Raw genomic sequence first — 21,005 nt, 5'->3', positions numbered from 1 at the left:
TGTGACCGGAGGCAGCCCACCGATGGGCGGACGCACCGCCGCGGCGACAGGTGGATTGTGAGATCTCCAAGCGAAATCGGAACGTGTTCCTCTCGATGGTGCAAGCCCTACCGTCGAGTAGGAAGGCGCTCACCAGTGCCGGGGCGAAAGGAGCACGCCATGATTCCCATCGACGAGAACATCGCCGCCACCCTCCACCGCATCGACCCGAACGAGATACCGACCCGGCGGATCACGGTGTACTTCGATGGCCCCACGCCCGAGGACGCACTGGTCCTGGAATACGCGGCGACTCAGGCCGAGGCCTGGGAATTCACCTCGGCGGCCGTGCATTCCGGCCTGCTGGTCACCGTCGACGGCCAGGTCGGCCCCGGCCTGCGCCGGTTGCCCTGCCGGTCGCTGTGGCACCGATGACCTCGACGCCGCCCCGCTAAGCTGGCGGGCGGGGCGCATCGGCCCCCGGTGAGGAGAAGGGGCAGACGTGGCACGGTGGCAGTTCCGGCTCGCTCTCGCCGCGACGGCCGTCCTCACCGGTTGCGGCTCGGCCGACATCGCGGATGTCGCGACCCCGACCACCACGACTACCCCGACGACGACCCGAAGGGTGCCCGCCACCATCGCACCGCCCACCACCACGGTCGATCCCTACGCGGGCCTTCCCCTCATCGACCACGTGAGCTGGACCGAGAACATCGACGGACCCCGGCTGCTCGTCTTCCCCACCCCGGCCGGCCGCAAGACCGCCGCACCCGGCACCGACGAGCTCGCCTGGCAGGAAGTGCGCGCCCTGGATGGCGGCGCCGACGCGCCGGGCATGCGCGACCAGTTCCTTTGCCACTGGGTGTGGGCGAGGATGGTGGCACCCGACAAACCGAGCTGGAATCTCGAACCGTGGCGGCCCGACGTCGGTTACCAGGCCACGGTATCGGCGAACTGCAATCCCGGCGGCCCCGAACGCTGATAGGAGCAACCATGCGCATCGTCATCGCCGGTGGACACGGCAAAATCGCTCTGCTGCTGGCTCAGATCCTGACCCGGCGTGGCGACCAGGTCCACGCGCTCATCCGAGAGCCGGGCCAGGCCGCCGATATCGCCGCGACCGGCGGCGTCCCGGTCATCTACGACATGGAGCGCGACACTCCCGCCGACCTCGCGGCCGCGGTCGCCGGTTCGGACGCGGTGGTATTCGCGGCGGGTGCCGGCGCGGGCAGCGGCGCGGCACGCAAATACACCGTCGACCTCAACGGTTCGGTGCAGCTGGCCGACGCCGCCGAGCACACCGGCGTCGCGCGGTTCGTGCAGATCTCGACGATGGGCGCGGGCAGCCCGCCCGCGCCGGGCACCGACGAGGTGTGGGCCGCCTACCTCGACGCCAAGACCCGCGCCGAGGAGGACCTGCGGACCCGCGCGCTGGCTTGGACGATCCTGCGGCCCGGGCAGCTCACCGACACCGAAGGCAACGGTCTGATCACGCTCGGGCCGCCGCCGATTCCGCGCGCCGCGGTACCGCGCGCCGATGTCGCCGCGACACTCGCGTCGATCTTGGTCGCGGACAACACCTTTCGACGCACGCTCGAGCTGGTTTCCGGAACGCAGCCGATCGACACGGCCGTCGCAGCTATTGAATAGCCAGAAATTAACTATCGCAATATATTTCACCCTTTCGGCATATGCGGAGTCGACCCGCGCCGCATTGTTGTCGCCCGGTGAACACAGCGAGCCGCCGGTCACGACACTATTCGCGCGCCACCTTCGGTGACGGCGGCGGCCACAGACCTGGATTCGCCGCTCAGAAGCGGAGAAACATGCTGCATCGAGACGGAATCGATCGTGCAGATGTGCTTGCATCTGAAAGTGTCCCCGTCCTAAACTCAGGGCCGCAACACAATTCAGGGGATAATCAGGGGAGGCCGCGAGCGGCACACCCGGGGCCAGGTTTGCCTTGGGTTTGCCACTGCCTGAGTAGCACAGGGGCATTCACATGAACAACACCACGGACCATTTCGGCCTCGCTGATCGCGCAGCGACCACCCATCCCGGCACCGCACAGTGGTCGAGGGAAAGCGCGGTCGCCTTCGTCATCGATGCCGTGGAATCCACCGGCGCGGCAACACGCAACGATTTCGATATCGACCGGATCGTGACCACCGCGCACGAGTTGGCCGACGACTGGGATCCGCACATGCTGACCCCTGATACTTTCTGGCGAATAGCCGCCGGCTGTATCCGGTACTGAACGGCGGATCGGTACCCGGGCTGTTCGACATCGCCGAGCGACCCGGCGTGAGTTCTGCGTGCCGGTGCCGCCCTGCGGTCAATCCCGCTCGGCGTAGGAGAGCAGAATCTCCCGTGAGCGGTCCGGCCGTTCGGCCTGGACGCTGAGCTGATCCATCACCGACAGATACATCGCGAGGTCCTGCCGGCGCTCGAGATAGAGCGCGCTGGTGAGTTGCTCGAGGTAGACGATGTCGGGCAGTTCCGGTTCGGCGAACCGCAGAATACTGAACGAACTGCCCGCCGCCGCGTGCCCGCCCGCCGCGTACGGCAGCACCTGCACCGTCACATTCGGCAGTTCCGAGAGCTCGGCCAGGTAGCGCAGCTGAGCCCGGTGCACCTCGCGGCCACCGATCGGACGGTGCAGCACGGCCTCGTCGATCACCGCCCACACCACCGGCGGGTCGATCCGGCGCAGCACATCCTGGCGCAACTGCCGAACCTGGACCCGACGGTCGGTGTCGGCGTCGTCGAAACCGAGAGTGACGATGGCCCTGGTGTACTCCGGCGTCTGTAGTAGGCCGGGTACCAACTGGGCCTCATAGGTACGAATCTTGCTGGCCGCCTGCTCGAGCCCGAGGTAGGTGCTGAACCACGACGGCAGCAGATCGCTGTAGCGATGCCACCAGCCGGGTTCGCTTGCCTGCCTTGCCAATTCGAAGAACGAGGTGCGTTCCGCGGCATCGTGCACGCCGTAGAGGGTGAGCAGATCCCGGATGTCACGTTCCTTGAAACCGGTGCGGCCCAGCTCGAGTCGGCTTATCTTGGCGTGCGAGCCGCGGATCGCGTCACCGGCGGCCTCGCGGGTGATGCCTTTACCCTCGCGTAGCTTGCGCAACTGGCCACCGAGCGCGATGCGCAACACGGTGGGGCCACGGTCTACAACAGGTTGTACGCGACCGATCTCGTCGGGTTCAGCCGTCATGGACCCAGATGTTACCGATTACCCGGTGAGGTAGTCGAACTCTCCGGCCTTCGCGCCGCGGATGAACGCGTCGATTTCGGGCCTGGTGTAGAAGATCACCGAGCCCTGTGGGTCGCGCGAGTTGCGCACAGCGACCGAACCATCGGCCGCTTCGGCGACCTCGACGCAGTTTCCGCTCGGGTTGCTGTAGGTACTCTTGCGCCACGCGCCGTCTCCCGGGCGTTCACGCTGATCATGCTGCATTCCGGACATACCGCACTCCTCGTTCTCGAATGATGCCCAACGGTACGAACATTGCAGATGCACGTACAAACGTTCTTGCATCCGCCTTGCGCGATGGGGACATTAACACGCGAAACGTGACCGCGCACCGGTCGGTACTTACCCGACGTCACGACCGGGGGGCGACTCCGGCCAAGTCGTCCAGCCCCCTGAATTCTTCAGCGCCACAACCTCATCCCGGCCCGACACGGCCCGAACGAACGTGCAGATGTGCTTGCATCCGAAAACGACCGGCCCGTACACTCGGCCCGAGATCACCGGGAGGTACCTCGGCTCCATCAGCCGGACCGGCCTTCCATCGCCGGATGGGAGGGGCTTCGATGAGCAGTCCGTTGCAGCGACACCTCGGTGCCGCAGGCGCACCGCCCACCGCGTGTAGCGACGAGCCGAACGGGCTCACCTACCGTCAGGCGCGCGAGATGCTACGCCAGCACGACATCCATGGACCACAGTGCCGCCAGTGGCTCGCCGCGGCGGCGTATCTGTCCGCGGGGCTGGACGACGAATAGTCCGGTTGTAACGTCTTCGTGCTGGTCAGACCGGTGCAAACCGGTCATACTTGGCGGCGACGACCGATCCGGACAGGTGGTGCGCGTATGCGGATAGCTGAGATCTTGCGCAACAAGGGCACGGCGGTCACCACCGTGCCACCGCGGACGACGGTGCGTGACCTACTGGCGGCCCTGGCCGAGCACAATATCGGCGCGGTGGTCGTCTCCCCCGACGGTGCGGTGATCGCGGGCATCGTGTCCGAACGCGATGTGGTGCGTCATCTCCACGCCCACGGTGCCGCGCTGCTGGATCGACCGGTCACCGACATCATGACGGCCAGGGTTCGCACCTGCGGGCCCGATGAGGATGTCTCGTCGCTGCGCGATGTGATGACCGAGCATCGGATCCGGCACATGCCGGTGGTGGAGTCCGACCGGCTGATCGGCATCGTCAGCATCGGCGACGTGGTGAAGAGCGAGATCACCGAACTGGCCGCCGAACGCGAGCACCTGGTCGAGTACCTCCAAGGCAACTACTGAGCGCAACGCCGCCCCACGGCAGCCGAAAAGCGTTGCGCCTGAGAATTCTTCGCGAGCCGTACCAGAAACGTGCGTATCGTTGAACAGGTGCACCCCGCCCGGCCCGAGCTCGCCGCAGCATCGGTGACGCGGCACGCGCCGACTCCGGTGCCCGCCTCGATCCGGTCGCGGTTTCCCGCCCTGACCGATCCCTCGGTGGTCTATCTCGACAGCGCCGCGACGACGCAGAAGCCCGACACCGTCATCGCGGCGGTCACCGGCTACCACCGCGAGCACACCGCCAATCCGGGCCGCGGCACCTATGGTTGGGCCACCTCGCTGTCCGCGCGGATCGCCGCCGTCCGCACCAGGGCGGCCGGTTTCGTCGGCGCGCAGCACTGCGACGAAATCGTGTTCACCGGCGGGGCCACCGCCGCGCTCGGCGCGATCGCGCACAGTTGGGGCCTGGCAGACCTGAACGACGGCGACGAAATCCTCTACAACCCCGCCGATCACGCCGCCAATGTGCTGCCGTGGCATCACCTGCGCGACACCCTCGCCAGATTCGGCCGCCGAATCGTGCTGCGGCCCTACCGCAGCACCGCGACCGGCGAGGCCGACATCGACGACATCCTGGACCTGGTCGGTCCGCGCACCCGGCTGATCACCACCAGCCACCTGCATCACGTGTACGGCGGACTCACAACCCTCGAAGAGTTGCACGGCCGGATCGACCCCGCCATCCTGCTGTGCTTCGATTGCGCGCAGAGTGGTGGGCACCTACCGGTCGACGTGACAGCTCTGCGCGCCGATTTCGCGGTCTTCGCGGGGCACAAGATGTTCGGCGCGCCCGGCACCGGCCTGCTGTACTGCCATCGCCGGGTGCACGACAGGCTGCGGCCCTTCCTGCCCGGCGGGCAGTCCGGGGTCAGGATCACCGACGCCGGTCTGATCGGCACCGGCATGCCCGAACTGCTCGAGGGCGGCACACCCGATATCCCCGGGATCCTCTCCCTCGCACCGGCTTTCGATCTGCTGGACGAAGTGGACCGGTTCGCTGTCGCCGCGCACAACCAGGTGCTCACCCTGCGGCTCATCGCTGGCCTGCGCGAGATTGCCGGACTCGACTTCCTCCCCGGCCCCGCGCACGCCGCGTGCGCCGTGGGCTACGGGATCGTGTCGTTCACGCTCGACTCGATCACCGCGGCCGATCTCGGGTTCGTGCTGGCCGATGCCGGATTCCTGGTGCGCACCGGCGCGCACTGCGTGCCGTCCGCCGATGCCGCGAGTGGTTCGGTGCGGGTGAGTACCCAGCTCTACAACACCCTCGACGAGATCGACCGATTCGTCGCCTGCGTGTCCGGCATCGCCGGGCACGGGCGCTGACCTGTCCGCCAAGCCCCGACGCCGAGGAGGAACGATGGGTACACCCACCGTGCAGCACTACGATCGCCGCGCCGCGTCCCGGGTACTGGCCCGACTGGCCGCCCCCGGATTCCTCGCGGCCACCGACCCGCCACCTCCGGTCCGGATCAGCTTCCGGGCCACCGCATTACAGCCCGAGGCGGGTGCCGCGCTGACGCAATCCCAGCGGATGTATCTGGAACGGTTCATGCGACCGTGCCGTCCCGACCAGGTGACCAGCGCGACCCACCGCCTCACCTGGACCGACAGCGCGGGCATCCCCAACACCGGGTACTTCCACACCTCGGGCGCCGGCCCTGAGCTCGCGGTGATCGCCCGTGAAACGGTTCTCGCACTGTGGCATTCACTGTCCGCATCGGCTCTGCCGGCGCGGGCAGCGGCGCTGTCGGCCCACGATCGCGGCGTCCTCGCCGCGACCACCACCGATCACGACCCGCACGAGATCTTCCGGGTCGGGGTCGAGGCCACAGGACGGGCGCTGGTGCAGCACGGACTGATCGCCGCCGATACCCCCTATCGCGGGGTTGCCGCATTCGCCAGGGGCATGCGCGATTCCGGTATCTTCACCGCCGTCGCCACCCGCTGGTTCTGGGAGTTGCAGGCGTCGACCTTCCGGCGCGGGATGATCCCGGTGCGCCTGGCCACCCAACCCGATGGGCTGGTGCGCTACACCGCCGACTCGATCGCTGTCCTGCGAGCGATGAAGGACGCGACGATCGCCGACGCGCACGCGGTGATGCGTCGCGCGACCACCGACGAAGGCCTCGACACCGAGGCGGCCGTCGCGAAGTACCACGACGACCTCGATCTGATCTCACGGCAGTACGCACTGCTCCCGGCCGATGCCCGACCCGCCTGCCTCGCGGCCACTCAGCACGACATCGACGGTGTTGCCGTGCATGTCCTCGGTGCGGTCGCCGACCGGTTCGTCGAGACCTTCGCCGCGCTGGCGGGCTCGGTGGAGGTGGTCGAGGATACGGCGGTGGAACCGTCCGGAATCGAGGGTGCCGACGATGACGGTGTCTTCTACGTGCCCGATATGAGCTGCCGGCACTGCGTGCGGACGATCACCGCCCTGCTCGAATCGATGGATATCCCGGTCGTCGAAGTCGATCTGGAATCCAAGCGGGTGATCGCCCGGATCCGAAGCCCGCGCAATCGGTTCCGGGTGTTCGAGGCCTTGCGCGACGGTGGCTACAACCCGGTCGACGATGTGCCCGCACCGGCACCCGGCGCGTCGATGGGATGATCCCGCCCGCCGTTCCCGCCGCGCTGCATCCGCTCGTCGCCGCGTTTCTCGCCGACCGCGACGGCGTACGTGCCGCGCTGCATCGCTATGGCTCTCCCCTGCACCTGGTGTTCCCGCAGATCTTCACCGCCAACCTCGCGGCGCTGCGCACCGTGCTCGACACCGGCGCCTTCCGGCATCGAATCTGCTACGCACACAAGGTGAATCGCTCGGCGACGTTCGCCCGGACCGCCGCGCACGCGGGGATATCCGTCGATGTGGCATCCGCCGCGGAGTTGCGCTCCGCACTGGCTGCCGGATTTCGCGCCGACCGGATCGAGGTGACCGGACCCAAGGGCGCCGCCATGCTGCGGGCCGCGCTGTCGGCGGGGATCACGGTGAATGTGGACAATCTCTGGGAGCTCGCGACCCTGGCCGAACTGATCCCGCCGGGGCCGGCGGTGCCGGTGCTACTGCGTGTTTCGGGATTCCGCGGCAGCTCGCCGAGCCGGTTCGGCATCGATCTGGCAGATATCGCGACAGCCTTGGATCTGCTCGTGCTGCACCGAGATCGGTTGCGGCTACTGGGCTTCGCCTTCCATCTCGATACCGCCGCCACCACGGAACGGGTCAACGCGGTCGGCGACTGTCTCGACCTGATCGAACGCGCCTACGGGCACGGTCTCACGCCCACAGTGCTCGATATCGGCGGCGGCCTGCGCCAGGTATTCACCGCTGACGCCGCGGGCTACGACGCCTACGACCACGCACTGCGGACGGGCCTGCTCGGACGAGGTCCCGCGATGCACTGGGGCAACAACACTTTCGGCTACCACGTCGCCGAGGGAATGGTGCACGGCGGTCCGGTGTTCCACAAGTACGCCAATACCGAACCCGCTGCCACCATCCTCGCCGAGCTGCTCGCCGCCCCACTGCCCGGCCACGGCGGACGGGCACTGGGGGCGGTGCTCACCGACAATCTGCTCGATCTGTGGCTCGAGCCGGGCAAGGCGCTGGTCGACCACGCCGGAATCACCGTGGCGCAGGTCGAATTCGTCAAACAGGCGGGCAACGGCGCGACGCTGGTACATCTGGACCTCAGCCGCGACACCGTCACCGCCGCCGACCAGGAGGTGCTCATCGATCCGATCGTGCTGGCTGCCGATACCGAATCCCCGCCTGTCGGTGTGTATTTCGCGGGACACCTGTGCCTCGAGCGCGACCTGATCACCCAGCGCAAGGTCCGGGTCGCGAACCTGCCCGCGCCGGGCGATCCCGTGGTGTTCGCCAATACCGCCGCCTATCACATGGATCTGTCGGCCGCACAGGCCAGCATGCACCCGGGTCCGACAAAAGTCGCTGTCCTGCACCGTGAGGGACAGTTCGTACTCTGCCCCGATGCTGACTATCGCCCCGGTGACCGGTGATGGTCTACACCCACATCACCGAGCTGATCGGCAACACTCCGCTGTTGCGCCTCGATCCCGCCGTCCACGGGCTGCCCGGGGTCGACCTGTACGCGAAGCTGGAGTCGCACAACCCTTTCGGCTCGGTGAAGGACCGCGTCGCCTGGGCGATGATTCGCGATGACCTCGAGCACATCACCGCGGACGAACAGTCGTTCATCGAGGCCTCCAGCGGCAATACCGCCAAAGCGCTGCGGGTACTCGGCGCGCTGCACGGCATTCCGCTGCGCGCGGTCACCAACCGGATCAGGGTGGGCGAGGTCCGCCAATTGCTGCAGCTGCTCGGGACCGAGATCGTGGAACTTCCCGGCCTGTCGGAATGCCCCGATCCCCATGCGGCCGACGATGTTTCGGCGGTGATCGAGCAAACGGTCAGTCAGGCGCCGGGCCGCTGGTACCACCCCTCGCAATACACGAACGAGCGCAATGTCGCGGCCCATCACGATGGCACCGGCACCGAGATCGCCACCGATCTCGCGGACGCGGGTATCGATCACCTCGACTACCTGATCGGCGGCCTCGGCACCACGGGCTCGACGCGCGGCACCGCGACCGCACTGCTGGCCGAGCATCCGGGCCTGCGCACCATCGGAGTGGTGTCGGACCGGTTCGACTTCATCCCCGGCATTCGCTCCGAGCGCGAGATGTGGGATGTCGGGCTGTTCCGGCCGGACTTCTACGACGAGATCGTCACCGTCGACTCCGCCGCCGCCATCGAGTCGACCCTGGAGCTTGTCCGCGGCTACGGCGTCCTCGCCGGACCGACCAGCGGCGCAGGCTATTTCGCCGCCTTGCGCACCCTCGCGGCGGCACCGCGCCCCGAGGGCAGACCGCTGGTGGCGGTGTTGATCGTGTGCGACCGGATCGAACCGTACCTGTCCTATTTCGCCAAGCGCAGGCCCGACCTGTTCGGCAAGCCGACCGCGCCCGCGCCGCCGAGCCCTGACGACACCGCGCCCACGCTGTCGCCCGCCGCACTGGCCGAACTCGACCGCACCGGCAGGCCGACCATCGTCGACACCCGTGGCGCGATGGCCTATCGCGTCGGGCACGTCCCCGGCGCGCTCAACATCCGCGACGACCAGCTCGACGACATGCTCACCCAGGGTGTGCCGTTTCCACGGTCACGGCCGGTGGTGTTCGTCTGCCCGGTGGGCGAAACCTCGTTGCGCTTCGCCGCACTGGCCCACCGCGCGGGCTATGACGCGTTCAGCCTGGCGGGCGGCATCGTCGCGTGGCGCGACGGGGGCTACGCCATGGAGCGCGGTGGCTGATCAGACGAGCACCCTGGTCGCGCGGCGGGCGGTGCTCAGCGAGCCGGCGCGGCCGGAACTCGCCAGCAACACCGTCAGCGGGCCGCGGTATCCACCGGCGAGCAACCCGACGACCGCACGGAAACGGGCCACGAACTGCTGTGCGGTCGCCTCGTCGAACCGGGCGATCGGATAGCGGAACGACCCGTCGACACCGGCGGGTGCGCCCAGCTGGTCGTAGTGATCGGTGAGCCCGAACTCGAGGTCGTGCTTGGCCCTGATCACACCGGTCGGCATCTCGGTGATCGAAAGCCCCTGCGCCGGCACCTGTTCGGTGGATGTGCGCGGCGTCTCGGCGCGCTGGAGGATGAGCGTCGCCTGGAACAGTGGGAGCGCGGCGTCCTGGAGCAGGCAGCGTTTCAAGCGCGGGTTGGGAGTGTCGGGGTGGGCGAAGGCGGCGAGCGCGACCCGGCGGACCTGATCGAGCAGCTCGTCGACATCGCTCGCGCGGTCGAGGCGGACGCGCATCAGCACGTCATCGGAGAAATTGCCGACGAGGTCGTCGAGCAGTCGGTGATCGCGGCCCGACACCGCCGTGGCGACAGTGACATCGGCGCTGCGCGCGAACGCACCGACGGTGAGGGCGAACGCGGCCTGCAACACCATGAACAGACTCGCCCGGCCGTCCTGCGCCAAGCGCAGCAGCCCGGCGTGGGTCGCGGCGTCGAGCGAAATCGGTAGCAGCGCACCGGCAACCGGGTCGATCGGTGTCGTCGGCTGTTCGCGCGTCGGCAGGTCGAGCAGGGCGGGACGGCCCGCCAGCGCGTTGGCCCAGTACCGCAGCTGATGGGTGGCGCGGCTCCACTCATCGGTGAACTCACCGAGTTGCTCGTGCTTCCACAGGGTGTAGTCGCGGTAGCTGATCGGCAGCGGCTGCCACTGCGGGGTGGTGCCCGCGCGGCAGGCAAGGTAGGCCGTGACCAGGTCGCGGATCAGCGGGCCCATCGAGCGGCCGTCGACCGAGATGTGGTGCACGACAAGGGCGAGCACCACATCGTCGGGACCGAGTACGAACAGCCGCGCACGCACCGGCAGATCGCGGGCGAGGTCGAAGGGCTGCCCGGCCAGGGCGGCGACCGCGGGGGCGAGTTCGGCCGCACCGATGCCGCATTCGACCACGTCGAGGACGACATCGTCGGGGTCCATCACCTGCTGAGCGGGGCCCCGGTCGGTTGCCGGATAGCGGGTGCGCAGCGGATCATGGCGGGCGACAACGAGTTCCAGCGCCCTCCGCAGCGCGGCCACGTCGACGGCCGCGCCGCGCAAGCGCATGGCACGCGCGACATTCCAGTCCGCCGAACCGCCGAGCCGCGCGCTGTGCCACATCCGTTCCTGGGCGGGCGCGAGCGGAACATGGTCCGGACACGGCCGTGGCGCGAGGACCGGTGGTGTGGAAGGCCGGAGACACACCGGGTCACGCCCCTTGCGCGCGGTCGCCACCAGCACGCCGCGACCTGCGTCGAAACCCCCCGATCTCATCCCCACACCGGGGTCAACCACGCGTCTGCAACCTCCGCACCGTTCCGACAGGTGAGCGACGCTAATGACCCGATATGAACACGCAGTTACCGGATCGTGACCATGCTCGGTCAGCCCGACCGCATCGCGGATCCGCGGATTTCGCCGACTATCCACTTTCCGGGCGAAATCGCCCAAAAGCCGCGTTAGAGTAGCGACGGGAAAGTTGAGCGAGGAGTGTGTTGGTGTCCATCGGGAAATTGGTGTCGTTCGACGGTTCACGGGGTTTCGGGTTCATCCGGCCCGATGACGGCGGGCCCGATGTTTTCGTCCATGTCAACGACATCGGCCTCGACGAGGACGAACTGCGGCAGGGTCGCCTGTTCGAATTCGATGTGACCGAGGGTGACCGTGGCCCCAAGGCGATCAACCTGACCGGGGTCGGCCAGGCCGTCGCGGCGCCGAAGGTACGCAAGACCGGCGACCCGCTCGGCCCCGATGAGCTGCGTCAGCAGATCACCGAGCTGCTGCTCGAGGCCTCTCCGGCGCTCACCGCGGCCGAGATCATCACCATTCGCGACCGATTCACCACCTTCGCCGACGAGCGCGGCTGGCTCGACAGCTGATCGCGACGCCGCGCGCACCCGATCTTGCGCGCACCTGTCGGTCCCTCGTCCTAGGATCGCCTCACACACCGATGAATCGGGCGTGCTCGCGTCGTCGACACGGGTGAACACACCCGCGAGGAGGATCGGATGGATCTACCGGTGATGCCGCCAGTGCGCCCCATGCTGGCCAAGTCGACGCCGTCGCTACCGCGCGAACCCGGGCTCAGCTATGAGCCCAAGTGGGACGGCTTCCGCTGCATCGTGTTCCGCGACGGCGACGAGATCGAGCTCGGCTCCCGCAACGATCGCCCGCTCACCCGCTATTTTCCGGAGCTGGCCGAGCTGCTGAAAGCCGCGCTGCCGCAACGCTGTGTCGTGGACGGGGAGATCGTGGTCGTCACCGATCAGGGCCTGGATTTCGATACCTTGCAGCAGCGGTTGCATCCGGCCGCGTCGCGGGTGAACAAGCTCGCCGCGCAGACTCCGGCCAGTTTCGTAGCCTTCGATCTGCTGGCCCTCGGCGATCGCGATCTCACCACAGAGCCCTTCGCCGATCGGCGCCGTGAGCTCGAATCGTTGCTGGAGGCCGCGCCGGGCCGGATCCATCTCACCCCGATCACCCAGGATCCCGACGTGGCGCAGGATTGGTTCACCCGATTCGAAGGCGCGGGCTTCGACGGCGTGATGGCCAAGTCCGACGAGCAGACCTATCTGCAGGACAAGCGAGTGATGCTCAAGATCAAGCACGAACGCACCGCCGACTGTGTGGTCGCCGGCTACCGGATGCACAAGGACGGCGAGGGCGTCGGTTCGCTGCTGCTCGGCTTGTTCGACGACGACGGCAACCTCAATCACGTCGGCGTTGCGTCGAGTTTCACCGCGGCCCGGCGCCGCGAACTGCTCGGCGAGCTGGCGCCATTACGGGAGAACGCCCTCGACGACCATCCGTGGCGCAACTGGGCCGACGCCGCCGCCCAGGCCGGTGCCGACGGCAAGATGCCCGGCGGGCAGAGTCGCTGGAGCGGCGGCAAGGACCTGTCGTGGGAGCCGTTGCGGCCGGAGCTCGTCGCCGAGGTGCGCTACGAGCACGTGCAGTCGGGACGGTTCCGGCACGGCGGGCGGCTGGCACGGTTCCGAGCCGACCGCACCCCGGATTCGTGCACCTACGCCCAACTCGACGAAGTGGCGCCCGCCGAACTCGACGCGATCTTCGGAATCGGCCGATGAGCGCCGCGGTGGAACTCGACGTCGACGGCCGTGGGCTCACGATCAGCAATCCCGACAAGGTCTACTTCACCAAGCGCGGGGAGACCAAGCTCGATCTGGTCAACTACTACCGGGCCGTCGCCGAACCGCTGCTCGGCGTGATCGGCGGCCGTCCGCTGCTGCTGGAACGTTATCCCGACGGCGCGTCGGGCAAATCGTGGTTCCAGAAGCGGGTGCCGAAGTCGGCGCCGGACTGGCTGCGGACCGTCGAGGTTTCCACCCCGAACGGCACCACCAGCGACGCGCTGGTCGCCCACGACCTCGCGCACATCCTGTGGGCGGTGAATCAGGGCTGCCTCGGTTTTCACGTGTGGCCCAATCACGTTCCCGATCTGCGGATCGCCGACGAGCTGCGCATCGACCTCGATCCCTCGCCCGGCATCGGTTTCGACGATCTGCGCCAGGCCGCGGTGCGCACGCGCGAACTGCTCGCCGAACTCGGTATCGACTCGTCGATCAAGACCTCGGGTTCGCGTGGCCTGCACATCTACGCGGCACTGGAGCCGCGCTGGGACGGTTACGAGGTGCGGGCGGCCGCGGTGGCGATGGCCAGGGAGCTCGAACGCAGGCACCCCGAGGAGATCACGGCGCAGTGGTGGAAGGAGGAACGCGGTTCGCGTGTGTTCATCGATTTCAATCAGAACGCACCGCACAAGACCGTGTTCGGTGCCTGGTCGGTGCGGCCGAAGGTCGGCGGCCAGGTGTCGACGCCGATCACCTGGGCCGAACTCGACACGGTCGTCCCCGATGAACTCACCCTTGCCACCGTGCCCGCCCGGCTCGCCGCATCGGGTGATCCGTGGGCGAACCGGGCGCCGCAGTCGATCGAACCACTCCTGGAAATGTCGGAGCGCGACATGGCAGCGGGACTGATGGACGCACCGTGGCCGCCGCAGTACCCGAAGATGCCGAACGAGCCGCCGCGCGTCCAGCCGAGCCGGGCCAAGAAGGACTGAGGTCGAACCCCCGAAGGCCTATTCGGTGGTGGTCCAGGGCGACCAGACCGCCGCACTGCCCTTGCCCTCGCACACGAGCGCGTGGTTGTCGGAGGTGCGGCCCGACTTGTCCACCGAGGGATCGCATTTCGCCCCCGCGGTGTAATACGACCCCGACACCCGGAACGGCCCCGACCAGGCGTAACCGCCCGGTCCGCGCAGACACAGCAACGTTGCGCCGTCTGCGGCGACGCCGAGCAGGCCTGCCTTCTCCGCGGCGCACTCCGTGCCCTTCTCGACAACGCCTGCCTTCTCCGCGGGACTCGTCACCGGAACGGCCTCCGTCGCCGTCGGCGCGCCGTGGGAGGTGACCGACACCGGCGTCGGGGTCGTCGTCACCGACTGCGCCAGGGTCGGAACCGACACCTCGAGCCCGCCGAACACCGCGAGCCCGATCACCACCGCGACCGCCGCCTCGGAGATGCCGAGCAGCAAGGCCAGCACCGCGATTCCCCGCCCACGCGGATGCCCGAACGACAACAGCCCGAACACGATCGCGATCGGGAACAGCACCACCAGCGCGGCGGCGAGCGCCACCATCGCGTACGGATTCACGCGCGGCTGGTCACCGCGGCGACCGCCGGATGCACCGTCCACACTCACCTGCGGCCAGCGCTGACCGTCCCACCGTCGATCATCGGACTCCTGCTCGGGGTCGTCATCCCATTCCTCGTACCGTGCCATCAACCCCGGGTCCCTCTCCGATCTCCCCGGGCGCACAACGAAACAGGTGCGACGCCGGGTTACGCGACGAGAATAGGGACTCGGAGCCCACTAGCACAGCTCAAACGCAAAATAGGGTCACAGTGACATAACGTGTCAGATCGCCGTGCCCACCGGGTAACGAACCGGCTAACACCTTTGCCTCCCCGGCCGGAACAGGTTCATGCTGGTCATGAAGTGCACCACTGCGCGCACCCTGAGCTCGCGAGGAGGACTCATGTCGCACAGCACGCCTCCGGCAGACCGACCGTGGCACGCTCAAGCCGGTGACCTGCTGGCTGACGATTACAACGTCCCCGGCATCATCATGTGCGCCGTCGGCGTCGTCGGTCTCGCGTGCACTCTCGTCGCGGCAGGCACCGAGCACACCGGGTGGGCGATCGTGGCCGGGATACTGACCGTGCTCTTCCTCGTCGGCGGTATCGGTGCGCTGATGTTCGAGCATCACCGGGAGAAGAAGATCGAGCAGTCGCTCGGCCGGACCGGCCACGCGCCCGGCCATGCCGGACCACAGCGCTACAGCGCAGGCGCGATCGCGATGCGGCACTCGCGACGCACGCTCGATTCCTAGCGTTCGCCCGGCGTCGCCTCGGTGAGCAGCACGCTGGGGATCGTCACGGTCATTATCGTGAGCAAGGTGTCGGCCAGCAGTCGATGGATCTGTGCCCTGGTGAGCGTGCCGCGGGTGATCCACTCGCGCCCGGCCACTTTGACCAGGCCCGCATAGGCGAGCACCAGCGCGCGCAAAGGTGCACTGTCTGCCAGATCCGCGCGTCCGATCATCACCAGCATGCGTTCGGCGGCGGCGTCGTCAGCCTGGTCGAGGATCTGCTGCACCTCGGGGTCGTCACCGACACCCTCGTGGCTGGTGACCTTCACCCAGGTGGTGCCGTGTTCGGCGATCGTGTCGAGGAGCCAGCCCACGATCGCGTCGACCCGCTCGCCCGGCGAGCCGTCGGGGATGGACACCTTGTCCTGCCGCGGCAGCGTGACCATGCGGCGAACCACCGCCAGATACAGGTCGCGCTTGTTGCCGAAGTAGTGGTTGATCAGGCCACGCGCCACGCCCGCGCGCTGGGCCAGTTCCGCGGTCGAAACCGCCGCGTAGGGCCGCTCACCGAACATGTCGATGGCACAGGCCAGGATCTGGGCGCGTCTCTCGTCGGGTTCGAGCCTGCGCCTGCGCGGCGCGTCTGCGGTGTCGGTGTCCAGCGGGGAAATCGCGGTGCTCCGTCGAGTTCGTCGGCCGCCGCGTGGTTGCGGCGACGGCCCATCACGATACCCAGCGGGTCGCTCGCGCGGCCAATGCGACAATAGATGTCGCCCACCGCTCCCGCACGAAGGAATGTCGCACTCCCCGATGACCGAGAACATGATCGATCCGGATGAGTTGGCGACCTGTCTGCGGGTGCTGGAACGCGCCGGGCAGCTGGAGAAGGAACACCCCGATTCCATCGCCGTGCAGCGCGCGGTCGGGCACATGTTCAAGAAACTCAAGCACCGCCGTCGCATCGAGGCCAGAGAGCAGATCTCCTCGAACGACCGCGCGGTGATCGCCGCGACCGCGACCGGGTCCCCGCAGCGCATCGACGACGAGACCGCGGGCATCCCGATCAGCTCGTCGACCTCCGGCGCGAGCGCGGGCACCCTGCTCAAGGCGCGACCCTGCTATATCTGCAAGCAGAAGTACACCCAGGTCGACGCGTTCTACCACCAGCTGTGCCCCGACTGCGCGGCCGCGAGCCACACCAAGCGCGACGCCCGCACCGACCTGTCCGGTAAGCGCGCCCTGCTCACCGGCGGCCGCGCCAAGATCGGCATGTACATCGCGCTGCGGCTGCTGCGCGACGGCGCGCACACCACCATCACCACCCGCTTCCCCAACGACGCGATCCGCCGCTTCGCCGCGATGGAGGACAGCGCCGACTGGCTGCACCGCCTGCGCATCGTCGGCATCGATCTGCGCGACCCCGCCCAGGTCGTCGCGCTGGCCGACGACGTCGCCGCGCAGGGCCCGCTCGACATCCTGATCAACAACGCGGCCCAGACCGTGCGCCGTTCGGCCGGTGCCTACAGCGCCCTGGTCGACGCCGAGACCTCGCCGCTGCCCGCGGGTGTGCTGCCGGAGATGGTCACCTTCGGCAAGACCATGCAGGCTCACCCCACCGCGCTCACCGCCTCGCTCACGCCGTCGCTGACGGCCGACGATGTCGCCGAACTCGCGCTGGTCGCGGGCTCGGCCACCCCGGAGCGGATCGCGGCGGGCGTGGCCATCGACGCCGGTGGTCTGGTTCCCGATCTCGCGCACACCAACAGCTGGGTGCAGACCGTCGGCGAGGTGGAGGCCACCGAGCTGCTCGAGGTGCAGCTGTGCAATTCGGTCGCGCCGTTCATCCTGGTGTCGCGGTTGCGTCCGGCGCTGGCCGCCGCGGCGGGCAGGCGCAAGTACGTGGTGAACGTCTCCGCGATGGAAGGCCAGTTCGGCCGTGGCTACAAGGGCCCGGGGCACCCGCACACGAATATGGCCAAGGCCGCGCTGAACATGCTCACCCGCACCAGCGCGCTCGAGATGTTCGAGGCCGACGCGATCCTGATGACCGCGGTCGACACTGGCTGGATCACCGACGAACGCCCGCACTTCACGAAGGTTCGCCTCGCCGAAGAGGGATTCCACGCGCCCCTCGATCTCGTCGACGGCGCCGCCCGGGTCTACGACCCGATCGTGCAGGGTGAGTCCGGCGTCGACCTGTACGGCTGCTTCCTGAAGGATTACCGCCCTTCGCCCTGGTGACCCAAGCGATGCCGAACCGGAATGATGATCATGATTCCGCTCGGCCGAGGGTTACATATTCTGAATAGGTGCCGTTCCGGGTGCTGGCCGACGTTCTCGCCGTCACCCACGTCGCGTTCATCGCGTACGTGGTCGCCGGCGGTTTCCTGGCGTGGCGGTGGCCACGCACGATCGGCCTGCACGTGCTGGCCGTGGCCTGGGGTTTCGGCACCGTCCTGATCGGCTTCGACTGCCCGCTCACCTACGCCGAGAACTGGGCGCGCAGGCAGGCCGGAGTGGGCGAGTTGCCCGCCGCGGGATTCATCGACCACTACCTGACCGGGGTGATCTACCCCGACAGCGCGCTCGGCTTGGTGCGCGCGCTCGCGGCGCTGACGGTACTGGTGTCGTGGCTCGGCTATGCGCGCCTGTACCAGCGCCGCCTCAGTTCACGTGTCGTGTGATCTCCTGTGCGACCGCGGCGTGCTGTTCGTCGAGGTAGAAGTGCCCGCCACCGAACGTGCGCAGACTGAACGGCCCGTCGGTGACCGTGCGCCACTGTTCGGCCTGGGCCACGGTGGTGGTCGGATCCTCGGTGCTCGCCAGCGCGACGACGGGGCAGCTCAGTAGCGGTGCGGAGCGGTGCCGATAGGTCTCGACCGCCTGATAGTCGGCGCGGACAGCGGGCAGGACGAGATCGGCGAGGCCTGGTTCGGTGCGCAGTATTCGCACCGACGCGGGGTCGTTCGCCAGCCGTTCGAGGTCGTCGATGAGCGCGGCGTCCGAAGCCTGGTGCAAGCGGGCCATTTCGATGAATCCTGGTGCAGGACGGCCGGATACGAGCAGAGCACGCACCGGCTGTCCGGCTGCGGCGAGCCGCACGGCGGTCTCGTAGGCCACGGTCGCGCCCATGCTGTGCCCGAACAGTGCGCGGGCCGGTCCGGGCTGACGCGCGATATCCGCGGCGATCCGGTCGGCGAGCAGATGCAGGTCGGTGATCGTCGGATCGTCGAGGCGGTCCTGGCGCCCCGGATACTGCACCGCCGTCACTTCGACGCCCGCACCGACGTGTCGTGCCAGCTCACGATAGAAGGTCGCCGATCCGCCGCCCGGTGGAAAGCAGGTCAATCGCCCGCGCGCCGCCGTGCCGGGTCGCAGGATCCGAACCCACTCCGTCGCAGCCGTATTCACGCCCACATCACACTCCTCACCGTCAGCACCGCAACTAGGCTGGTCGATGTGACCACCGCGCAGCAGCTCGTCCACGCCTACGAGTCGGGGCTCGGGCTCCCCTCGTCGGCCGAGGCCGACGTGCCGGACCCCGCGGCGCGGCTGGCGGCCACCCTACCGGTCTGGGCGCTCGCGGCGGGTTCGGTCGCGGCGGCGAGCGCCGCCGCCGACCGGGTCAGAGTCGCACACGGCCTGCCCACCAGACCTGTTCGCCTCGATGCCGACCGGGTGACCGCGGCATTCAGCAGCGAGCGGCTGTTCCGCCGCAACGGCGCGGCACCGTCGATCTTCGCCGAATTCTCGGGCTTCTTCCGCACCGCCGACGGCTGGGTTCGCACGCACGCCAACTACCCGCATCATCGGGAACGGCTCCTCCGGGCGCTCGAGCTGGGCGCCGACAGCGACGCCGCCCAGCTCACCACCCGACTGTCCACGATGAAGGGCGCCGAGATCGAAGACGCGGCCGCCGCGATCGGTGCGATCGCGGCCCGGGTACGCGCCGAGGACGACTGGACGAACAGTCCGATGGGCCGGGCCGCGACCGCCGGCCCACTGGTCGCGATGGACGTGCGCGACGACCGCCTGTCCGGCGCCGGTGCCGCGGCGCCTGACCACGCTCGACTCGGCATCGCCGTCGCGTCGGCGGCCCCCACGACCGACCGCCCCCTGACCGGTCTTCGCGTACTCGACCTCACCCGTGTCCTCGCGGGCCCGGTCGCCACCCGAACGCTGACCCTGCTCGGCGCCGACGTGCTGCGCGTCGACCCACCGCACCTGCCCGAGATCGACTGGCAGTTCGCCGACACCTGCCAGGGCAAACGCTCCACCCTGCTGGATCTCAGGACCGACCTCGCGACCTTCGAGGACCTGCTCGCCGCGGCGGACGTGCTGGTCACCGGCTATCGTCCCGGCGCGCTCGCCGCGGCCGGTGTCGGCGCCACTCGACGTCCGGGTTCGATCGAGGCGTCCGTCTCGGCCTGGGGCACGCGCGGACCGTGGGCCGACCGGCGCGGTTTCGACAGCATCGTCCAAGCGGCGTCCGGCATTTCGCTCCTCGAAGGCACGCCGGATCGTCCCGGTGCGCTACCCGCCCAGGCTCTCGACCACGGTTCGGGCTATCTCTTGGCCGCGGGCGTCATGGATGCCCTGCTTGCTCGCGCCGGCGACGGATTCGGGCGAACGGTCCGGGTTTCCTTGGCCCGTACCGCATCCTGGCTACTGGCCGCCGACGGACGCTGCCCCGATCACCCCGTCGCGGTGCCGCCCGATCCGGCCTCGACCGTCGCGCACAGCGAACTGGTCACGGCCGCACCGGCATTCGCCGACTACGACGACTATCGCTGGCCCGCACCACCTTACGGCTCGGCACAGCCGTTCTGGGTGGCAGCGACCGACCACTACCACCCCGCGTGAGCGGCGTTCCGGTCACTTTCCGGCCAGCGCCGAGACCGCGGCCGTGAGCTGATCACCGTCGGCGACCAGCTCGCCCGGATTCAGCAACCACAACACCCCGAGCCCCTGCACGAGCGCGAAGTACATCCGCCCTATGGCCGCGGCCTGCGCGGCGTCGAGTTCGGGATGCGCCGCCTCGACGTTCGCGGCGAGGTCGTCGAACGCGCCGGACAGCTGGTCGCCGAGCTGTCCCCGCGCATCGTCGGAGCGCACGATCCGCACGATGTTCTCCAGACTGGCCAGCATCGCCTCGTGATTGGCCTCGAATACCGCGGACATCCCGTTCCACAGCCGAGCGAGCCCTTCCAGCGGTGAGCTCCCAGCGCCGGCGGCGATCAGCTCCTCCATCGCGTCACCGATGGAGTTGCCCAGCGCCTCACTCAGCGCCTCGGTGACGAGACGGTCCTTCGACCCGAAGTGGTAGCCGATCGCGGCCAGGCTCACCCCCGCCGCGGTAGCGATATCGCGCGCGGTCGCCTTCGCGACGCCGCGCTCCAGGATCACTTTGCGCGCCCCCGCCAGTAGATCTTCTCTGTTGCCCATGCTCAGCAGTCTAGCCGAACGTCTAAGACGTTTGTTC

The 21,005-nt window shown here is 68.5% G+C and carries 24 protein-coding genes; 17 read left to right on the top strand and 7 right to left on the bottom strand.

Annotated features, from left to right (window positions below):
* Positions 1–159 precede the first annotated feature (159 nt).
* The 4 genes from ACQHI0_RS10270 to ACQHI0_RS10255 all read left to right on the top strand — a co-directional run bounded on the left by ACQHI0_RS10270 (position 160) and on the right by ACQHI0_RS10255 (position 2,236).
* A complete protein-coding gene (locus ACQHI0_RS10270; protein WP_427907703.1) occupies positions 160–414 on the top strand; it encodes a hypothetical protein in 255 nt (84 codons plus the stop codon).
* A 67-nt stretch (positions 415–481) separates the two neighbouring features.
* Positions 482–961 (top strand): DUF2599 domain-containing protein, encoded by a 480-nt coding sequence (locus ACQHI0_RS10265; protein ID WP_427907702.1) that lies wholly within the window; start codon positions 482–484, stop codon positions 959–961.
* Positions 962–972: 11 nt separating this feature from the next.
* Positions 973–1,629, top strand: a complete 657-nt coding sequence (locus ACQHI0_RS10260) for an SDR family oxidoreductase (RefSeq protein ID WP_427907701.1) — start codon at positions 973–975, stop codon at positions 1,627–1,629.
* Between the two features lie 352 nt (positions 1,630–1,981).
* On the top strand, positions 1,982–2,236 hold the full coding sequence (locus ACQHI0_RS10255; protein WP_427907700.1) for a hypothetical protein: 255 nt from the start codon (positions 1,982–1,984) through the stop codon (positions 2,234–2,236).
* A 78-nt stretch (positions 2,237–2,314) separates the two neighbouring features.
* Here the strand turns inward: ACQHI0_RS10255 and ACQHI0_RS10250 are convergent, their stop codons facing one another.
* Positions 2,315–3,199, bottom strand: coding sequence for a helix-turn-helix domain-containing protein (locus ACQHI0_RS10250; protein ID WP_427907699.1), 885 nt, complete (start codon positions 3,197–3,199; stop codon positions 2,315–2,317).
* 18 nt (positions 3,200–3,217) lie between these two features.
* Positions 3,218–3,451, bottom strand: coding sequence for a DUF397 domain-containing protein (locus ACQHI0_RS10245; RefSeq protein ID WP_056817490.1), 234 nt, complete (start codon positions 3,449–3,451; stop codon positions 3,218–3,220).
* Between the two features lie 350 nt (positions 3,452–3,801).
* Between ACQHI0_RS10245 and ACQHI0_RS10240 the strand changes: the two genes are divergently transcribed.
* From ACQHI0_RS10240 to ACQHI0_RS10215, 6 genes are all read left to right on the top strand, one after another.
* Positions 3,802–3,990 (top strand): hypothetical protein, encoded by a 189-nt coding sequence (locus ACQHI0_RS10240; protein ID WP_427907698.1) that lies wholly within the window; start codon positions 3,802–3,804, stop codon positions 3,988–3,990.
* An 87-nt stretch (positions 3,991–4,077) separates the two neighbouring features.
* A complete protein-coding gene (locus ACQHI0_RS10235; RefSeq protein ID WP_427907697.1) occupies positions 4,078–4,512 on the top strand; it encodes a CBS domain-containing protein in 435 nt (144 codons plus the stop codon).
* Positions 4,513–4,599: 87 nt separating this feature from the next.
* Positions 4,600–5,877 carry an aminotransferase class V-fold PLP-dependent enzyme gene (locus tag ACQHI0_RS10230; RefSeq protein WP_427907696.1) on the top strand — a complete coding sequence of 426 codons (1,278 nt, stop codon included), beginning with the start codon at positions 4,600–4,602 and terminating at the stop codon, positions 5,875–5,877.
* A 34-nt stretch (positions 5,878–5,911) separates the two neighbouring features.
* The gene (locus ACQHI0_RS10225; RefSeq protein WP_427907695.1) at positions 5,912–7,165 is read left to right on the top strand and encodes a heavy-metal-associated domain-containing protein; all 1,254 of its coding nucleotides are present in this window, start codon (positions 5,912–5,914) and stop codon (positions 7,163–7,165) included.
* Complete coding sequence (locus ACQHI0_RS10220) at positions 7,162–8,571, top strand: decarboxylase (protein WP_427907694.1); 1,410 nt, start codon at positions 7,162–7,164, stop codon at positions 8,569–8,571. The genes ACQHI0_RS10225 and ACQHI0_RS10220 overlap by 4 nt, the downstream gene beginning before the upstream one ends.
* Positions 8,571–9,884, top strand: a complete 1,314-nt coding sequence (locus tag ACQHI0_RS10215; protein ID WP_427907693.1) for a pyridoxal-phosphate dependent enzyme — start codon at positions 8,571–8,573, stop codon at positions 9,882–9,884. Before ACQHI0_RS10220 ends, ACQHI0_RS10215 begins: the two co-directional genes overlap by 1 nt.
* Here ACQHI0_RS10215 and ACQHI0_RS10210 read toward each other — a convergent pair whose 3' ends face one another.
* On the bottom strand, positions 9,885–11,402 hold the full coding sequence (locus ACQHI0_RS10210; protein WP_427907692.1) for a condensation domain-containing protein: 1,518 nt from the start codon (positions 11,400–11,402) through the stop codon (positions 9,885–9,887).
* Between the two features lie 218 nt (positions 11,403–11,620).
* Here ACQHI0_RS10210 and ACQHI0_RS10205 point away from each other — a divergent pair, with 218 nt between their 5' ends.
* The 3 genes from ACQHI0_RS10205 (at position 11,621) to ligD (ending at position 14,211) form a co-directional block, all read left to right on the top strand.
* Entirely contained in the window at positions 11,621–12,007 is a 387-nt protein-coding gene (locus tag ACQHI0_RS10205) for a cold shock domain-containing protein (RefSeq protein ID WP_427907691.1), read from the top strand.
* A 129-nt stretch (positions 12,008–12,136) separates the two neighbouring features.
* Positions 12,137–13,216, top strand: a complete 1,080-nt coding sequence (locus ACQHI0_RS10200; protein ID WP_427907690.1) for an ATP-dependent DNA ligase — start codon at positions 12,137–12,139, stop codon at positions 13,214–13,216.
* Positions 13,213–14,211, top strand: a complete 999-nt coding sequence (gene ligD / locus ACQHI0_RS10195) for a non-homologous end-joining DNA ligase (RefSeq protein ID WP_427907689.1) — start codon at positions 13,213–13,215, stop codon at positions 14,209–14,211. Before ACQHI0_RS10200 ends, ligD begins: the two co-directional genes overlap by 4 nt.
* Before the next feature lie 18 nt (positions 14,212–14,229).
* On the opposite strand, the gene ACQHI0_RS10190 is transcribed toward ligD, so the two are convergent.
* Positions 14,230–14,934, bottom strand: coding sequence for a hypothetical protein (locus ACQHI0_RS10190; protein WP_427907688.1), 705 nt, complete (start codon positions 14,932–14,934; stop codon positions 14,230–14,232).
* A 256-nt stretch (positions 14,935–15,190) separates the two neighbouring features.
* Here ACQHI0_RS10190 and ACQHI0_RS10185 point away from each other — a divergent pair, with 256 nt between their 5' ends.
* On the top strand, positions 15,191–15,544 hold the full coding sequence (locus tag ACQHI0_RS10185; RefSeq protein WP_427907687.1) for a hypothetical protein: 354 nt from the start codon (positions 15,191–15,193) through the stop codon (positions 15,542–15,544).
* Here ACQHI0_RS10185 and ACQHI0_RS10180 read toward each other — a convergent pair.
* Positions 15,541–16,098: a TetR/AcrR family transcriptional regulator gene (locus ACQHI0_RS10180; protein ID WP_427907686.1), complete on the bottom strand. Its 558-nt coding sequence runs from the start codon at positions 16,096–16,098 to the stop codon at positions 15,541–15,543. The two genes, ACQHI0_RS10185 and ACQHI0_RS10180, sit on opposite strands and share 4 nt — an antisense overlap.
* A 235-nt stretch (positions 16,099–16,333) precedes the next feature.
* Between ACQHI0_RS10180 and ACQHI0_RS10175 the strand changes: the two genes are divergently transcribed.
* Positions 16,334–17,764, top strand: a complete 1,431-nt coding sequence (locus tag ACQHI0_RS10175; RefSeq protein ID WP_427907685.1) for an SDR family NAD(P)-dependent oxidoreductase — start codon at positions 16,334–16,336, stop codon at positions 17,762–17,764.
* A 68-nt stretch (positions 17,765–17,832) separates the two neighbouring features.
* Entirely contained in the window at positions 17,833–18,207 is a 375-nt protein-coding gene (locus ACQHI0_RS10170) for a DUF2784 domain-containing protein (RefSeq protein WP_427907684.1), read from the top strand.
* Here the strand turns inward: ACQHI0_RS10170 and ACQHI0_RS10165 are convergent.
* Complete coding sequence (locus ACQHI0_RS10165; RefSeq protein ID WP_427907683.1) at positions 18,188–18,940, bottom strand: thioesterase II family protein; 753 nt, start codon at positions 18,938–18,940, stop codon at positions 18,188–18,190. The genes ACQHI0_RS10170 and ACQHI0_RS10165 overlap by 20 nt on opposite strands.
* Before the next feature lie 42 nt (positions 18,941–18,982).
* Between ACQHI0_RS10165 and ACQHI0_RS10160 the strand changes: the two genes are divergently transcribed.
* Complete coding sequence (locus ACQHI0_RS10160; protein WP_427907682.1) at positions 18,983–20,386, top strand: CoA transferase; 1,404 nt, start codon at positions 18,983–18,985, stop codon at positions 20,384–20,386.
* Between the two features lie 12 nt (positions 20,387–20,398).
* Here the strand turns inward: ACQHI0_RS10160 and ACQHI0_RS10155 are convergent, their stop codons facing one another.
* Positions 20,399–20,968, bottom strand: coding sequence for a TetR/AcrR family transcriptional regulator (locus ACQHI0_RS10155; protein ID WP_427907681.1), 570 nt, complete (start codon positions 20,966–20,968; stop codon positions 20,399–20,401).
* Positions 20,969–21,005 lie beyond the last annotated feature (37 nt).

The organism is Nocardia sp. FBN12 (assembly GCF_050320175.1).
Classification (GTDB): Bacteria; Actinomycetota; Actinomycetes; order Mycobacteriales; family Mycobacteriaceae; genus Nocardia.
Note: the sequence above shows the minus strand (reverse complement) of the source record. Positions and strands in the feature narration are given on the sequence as shown.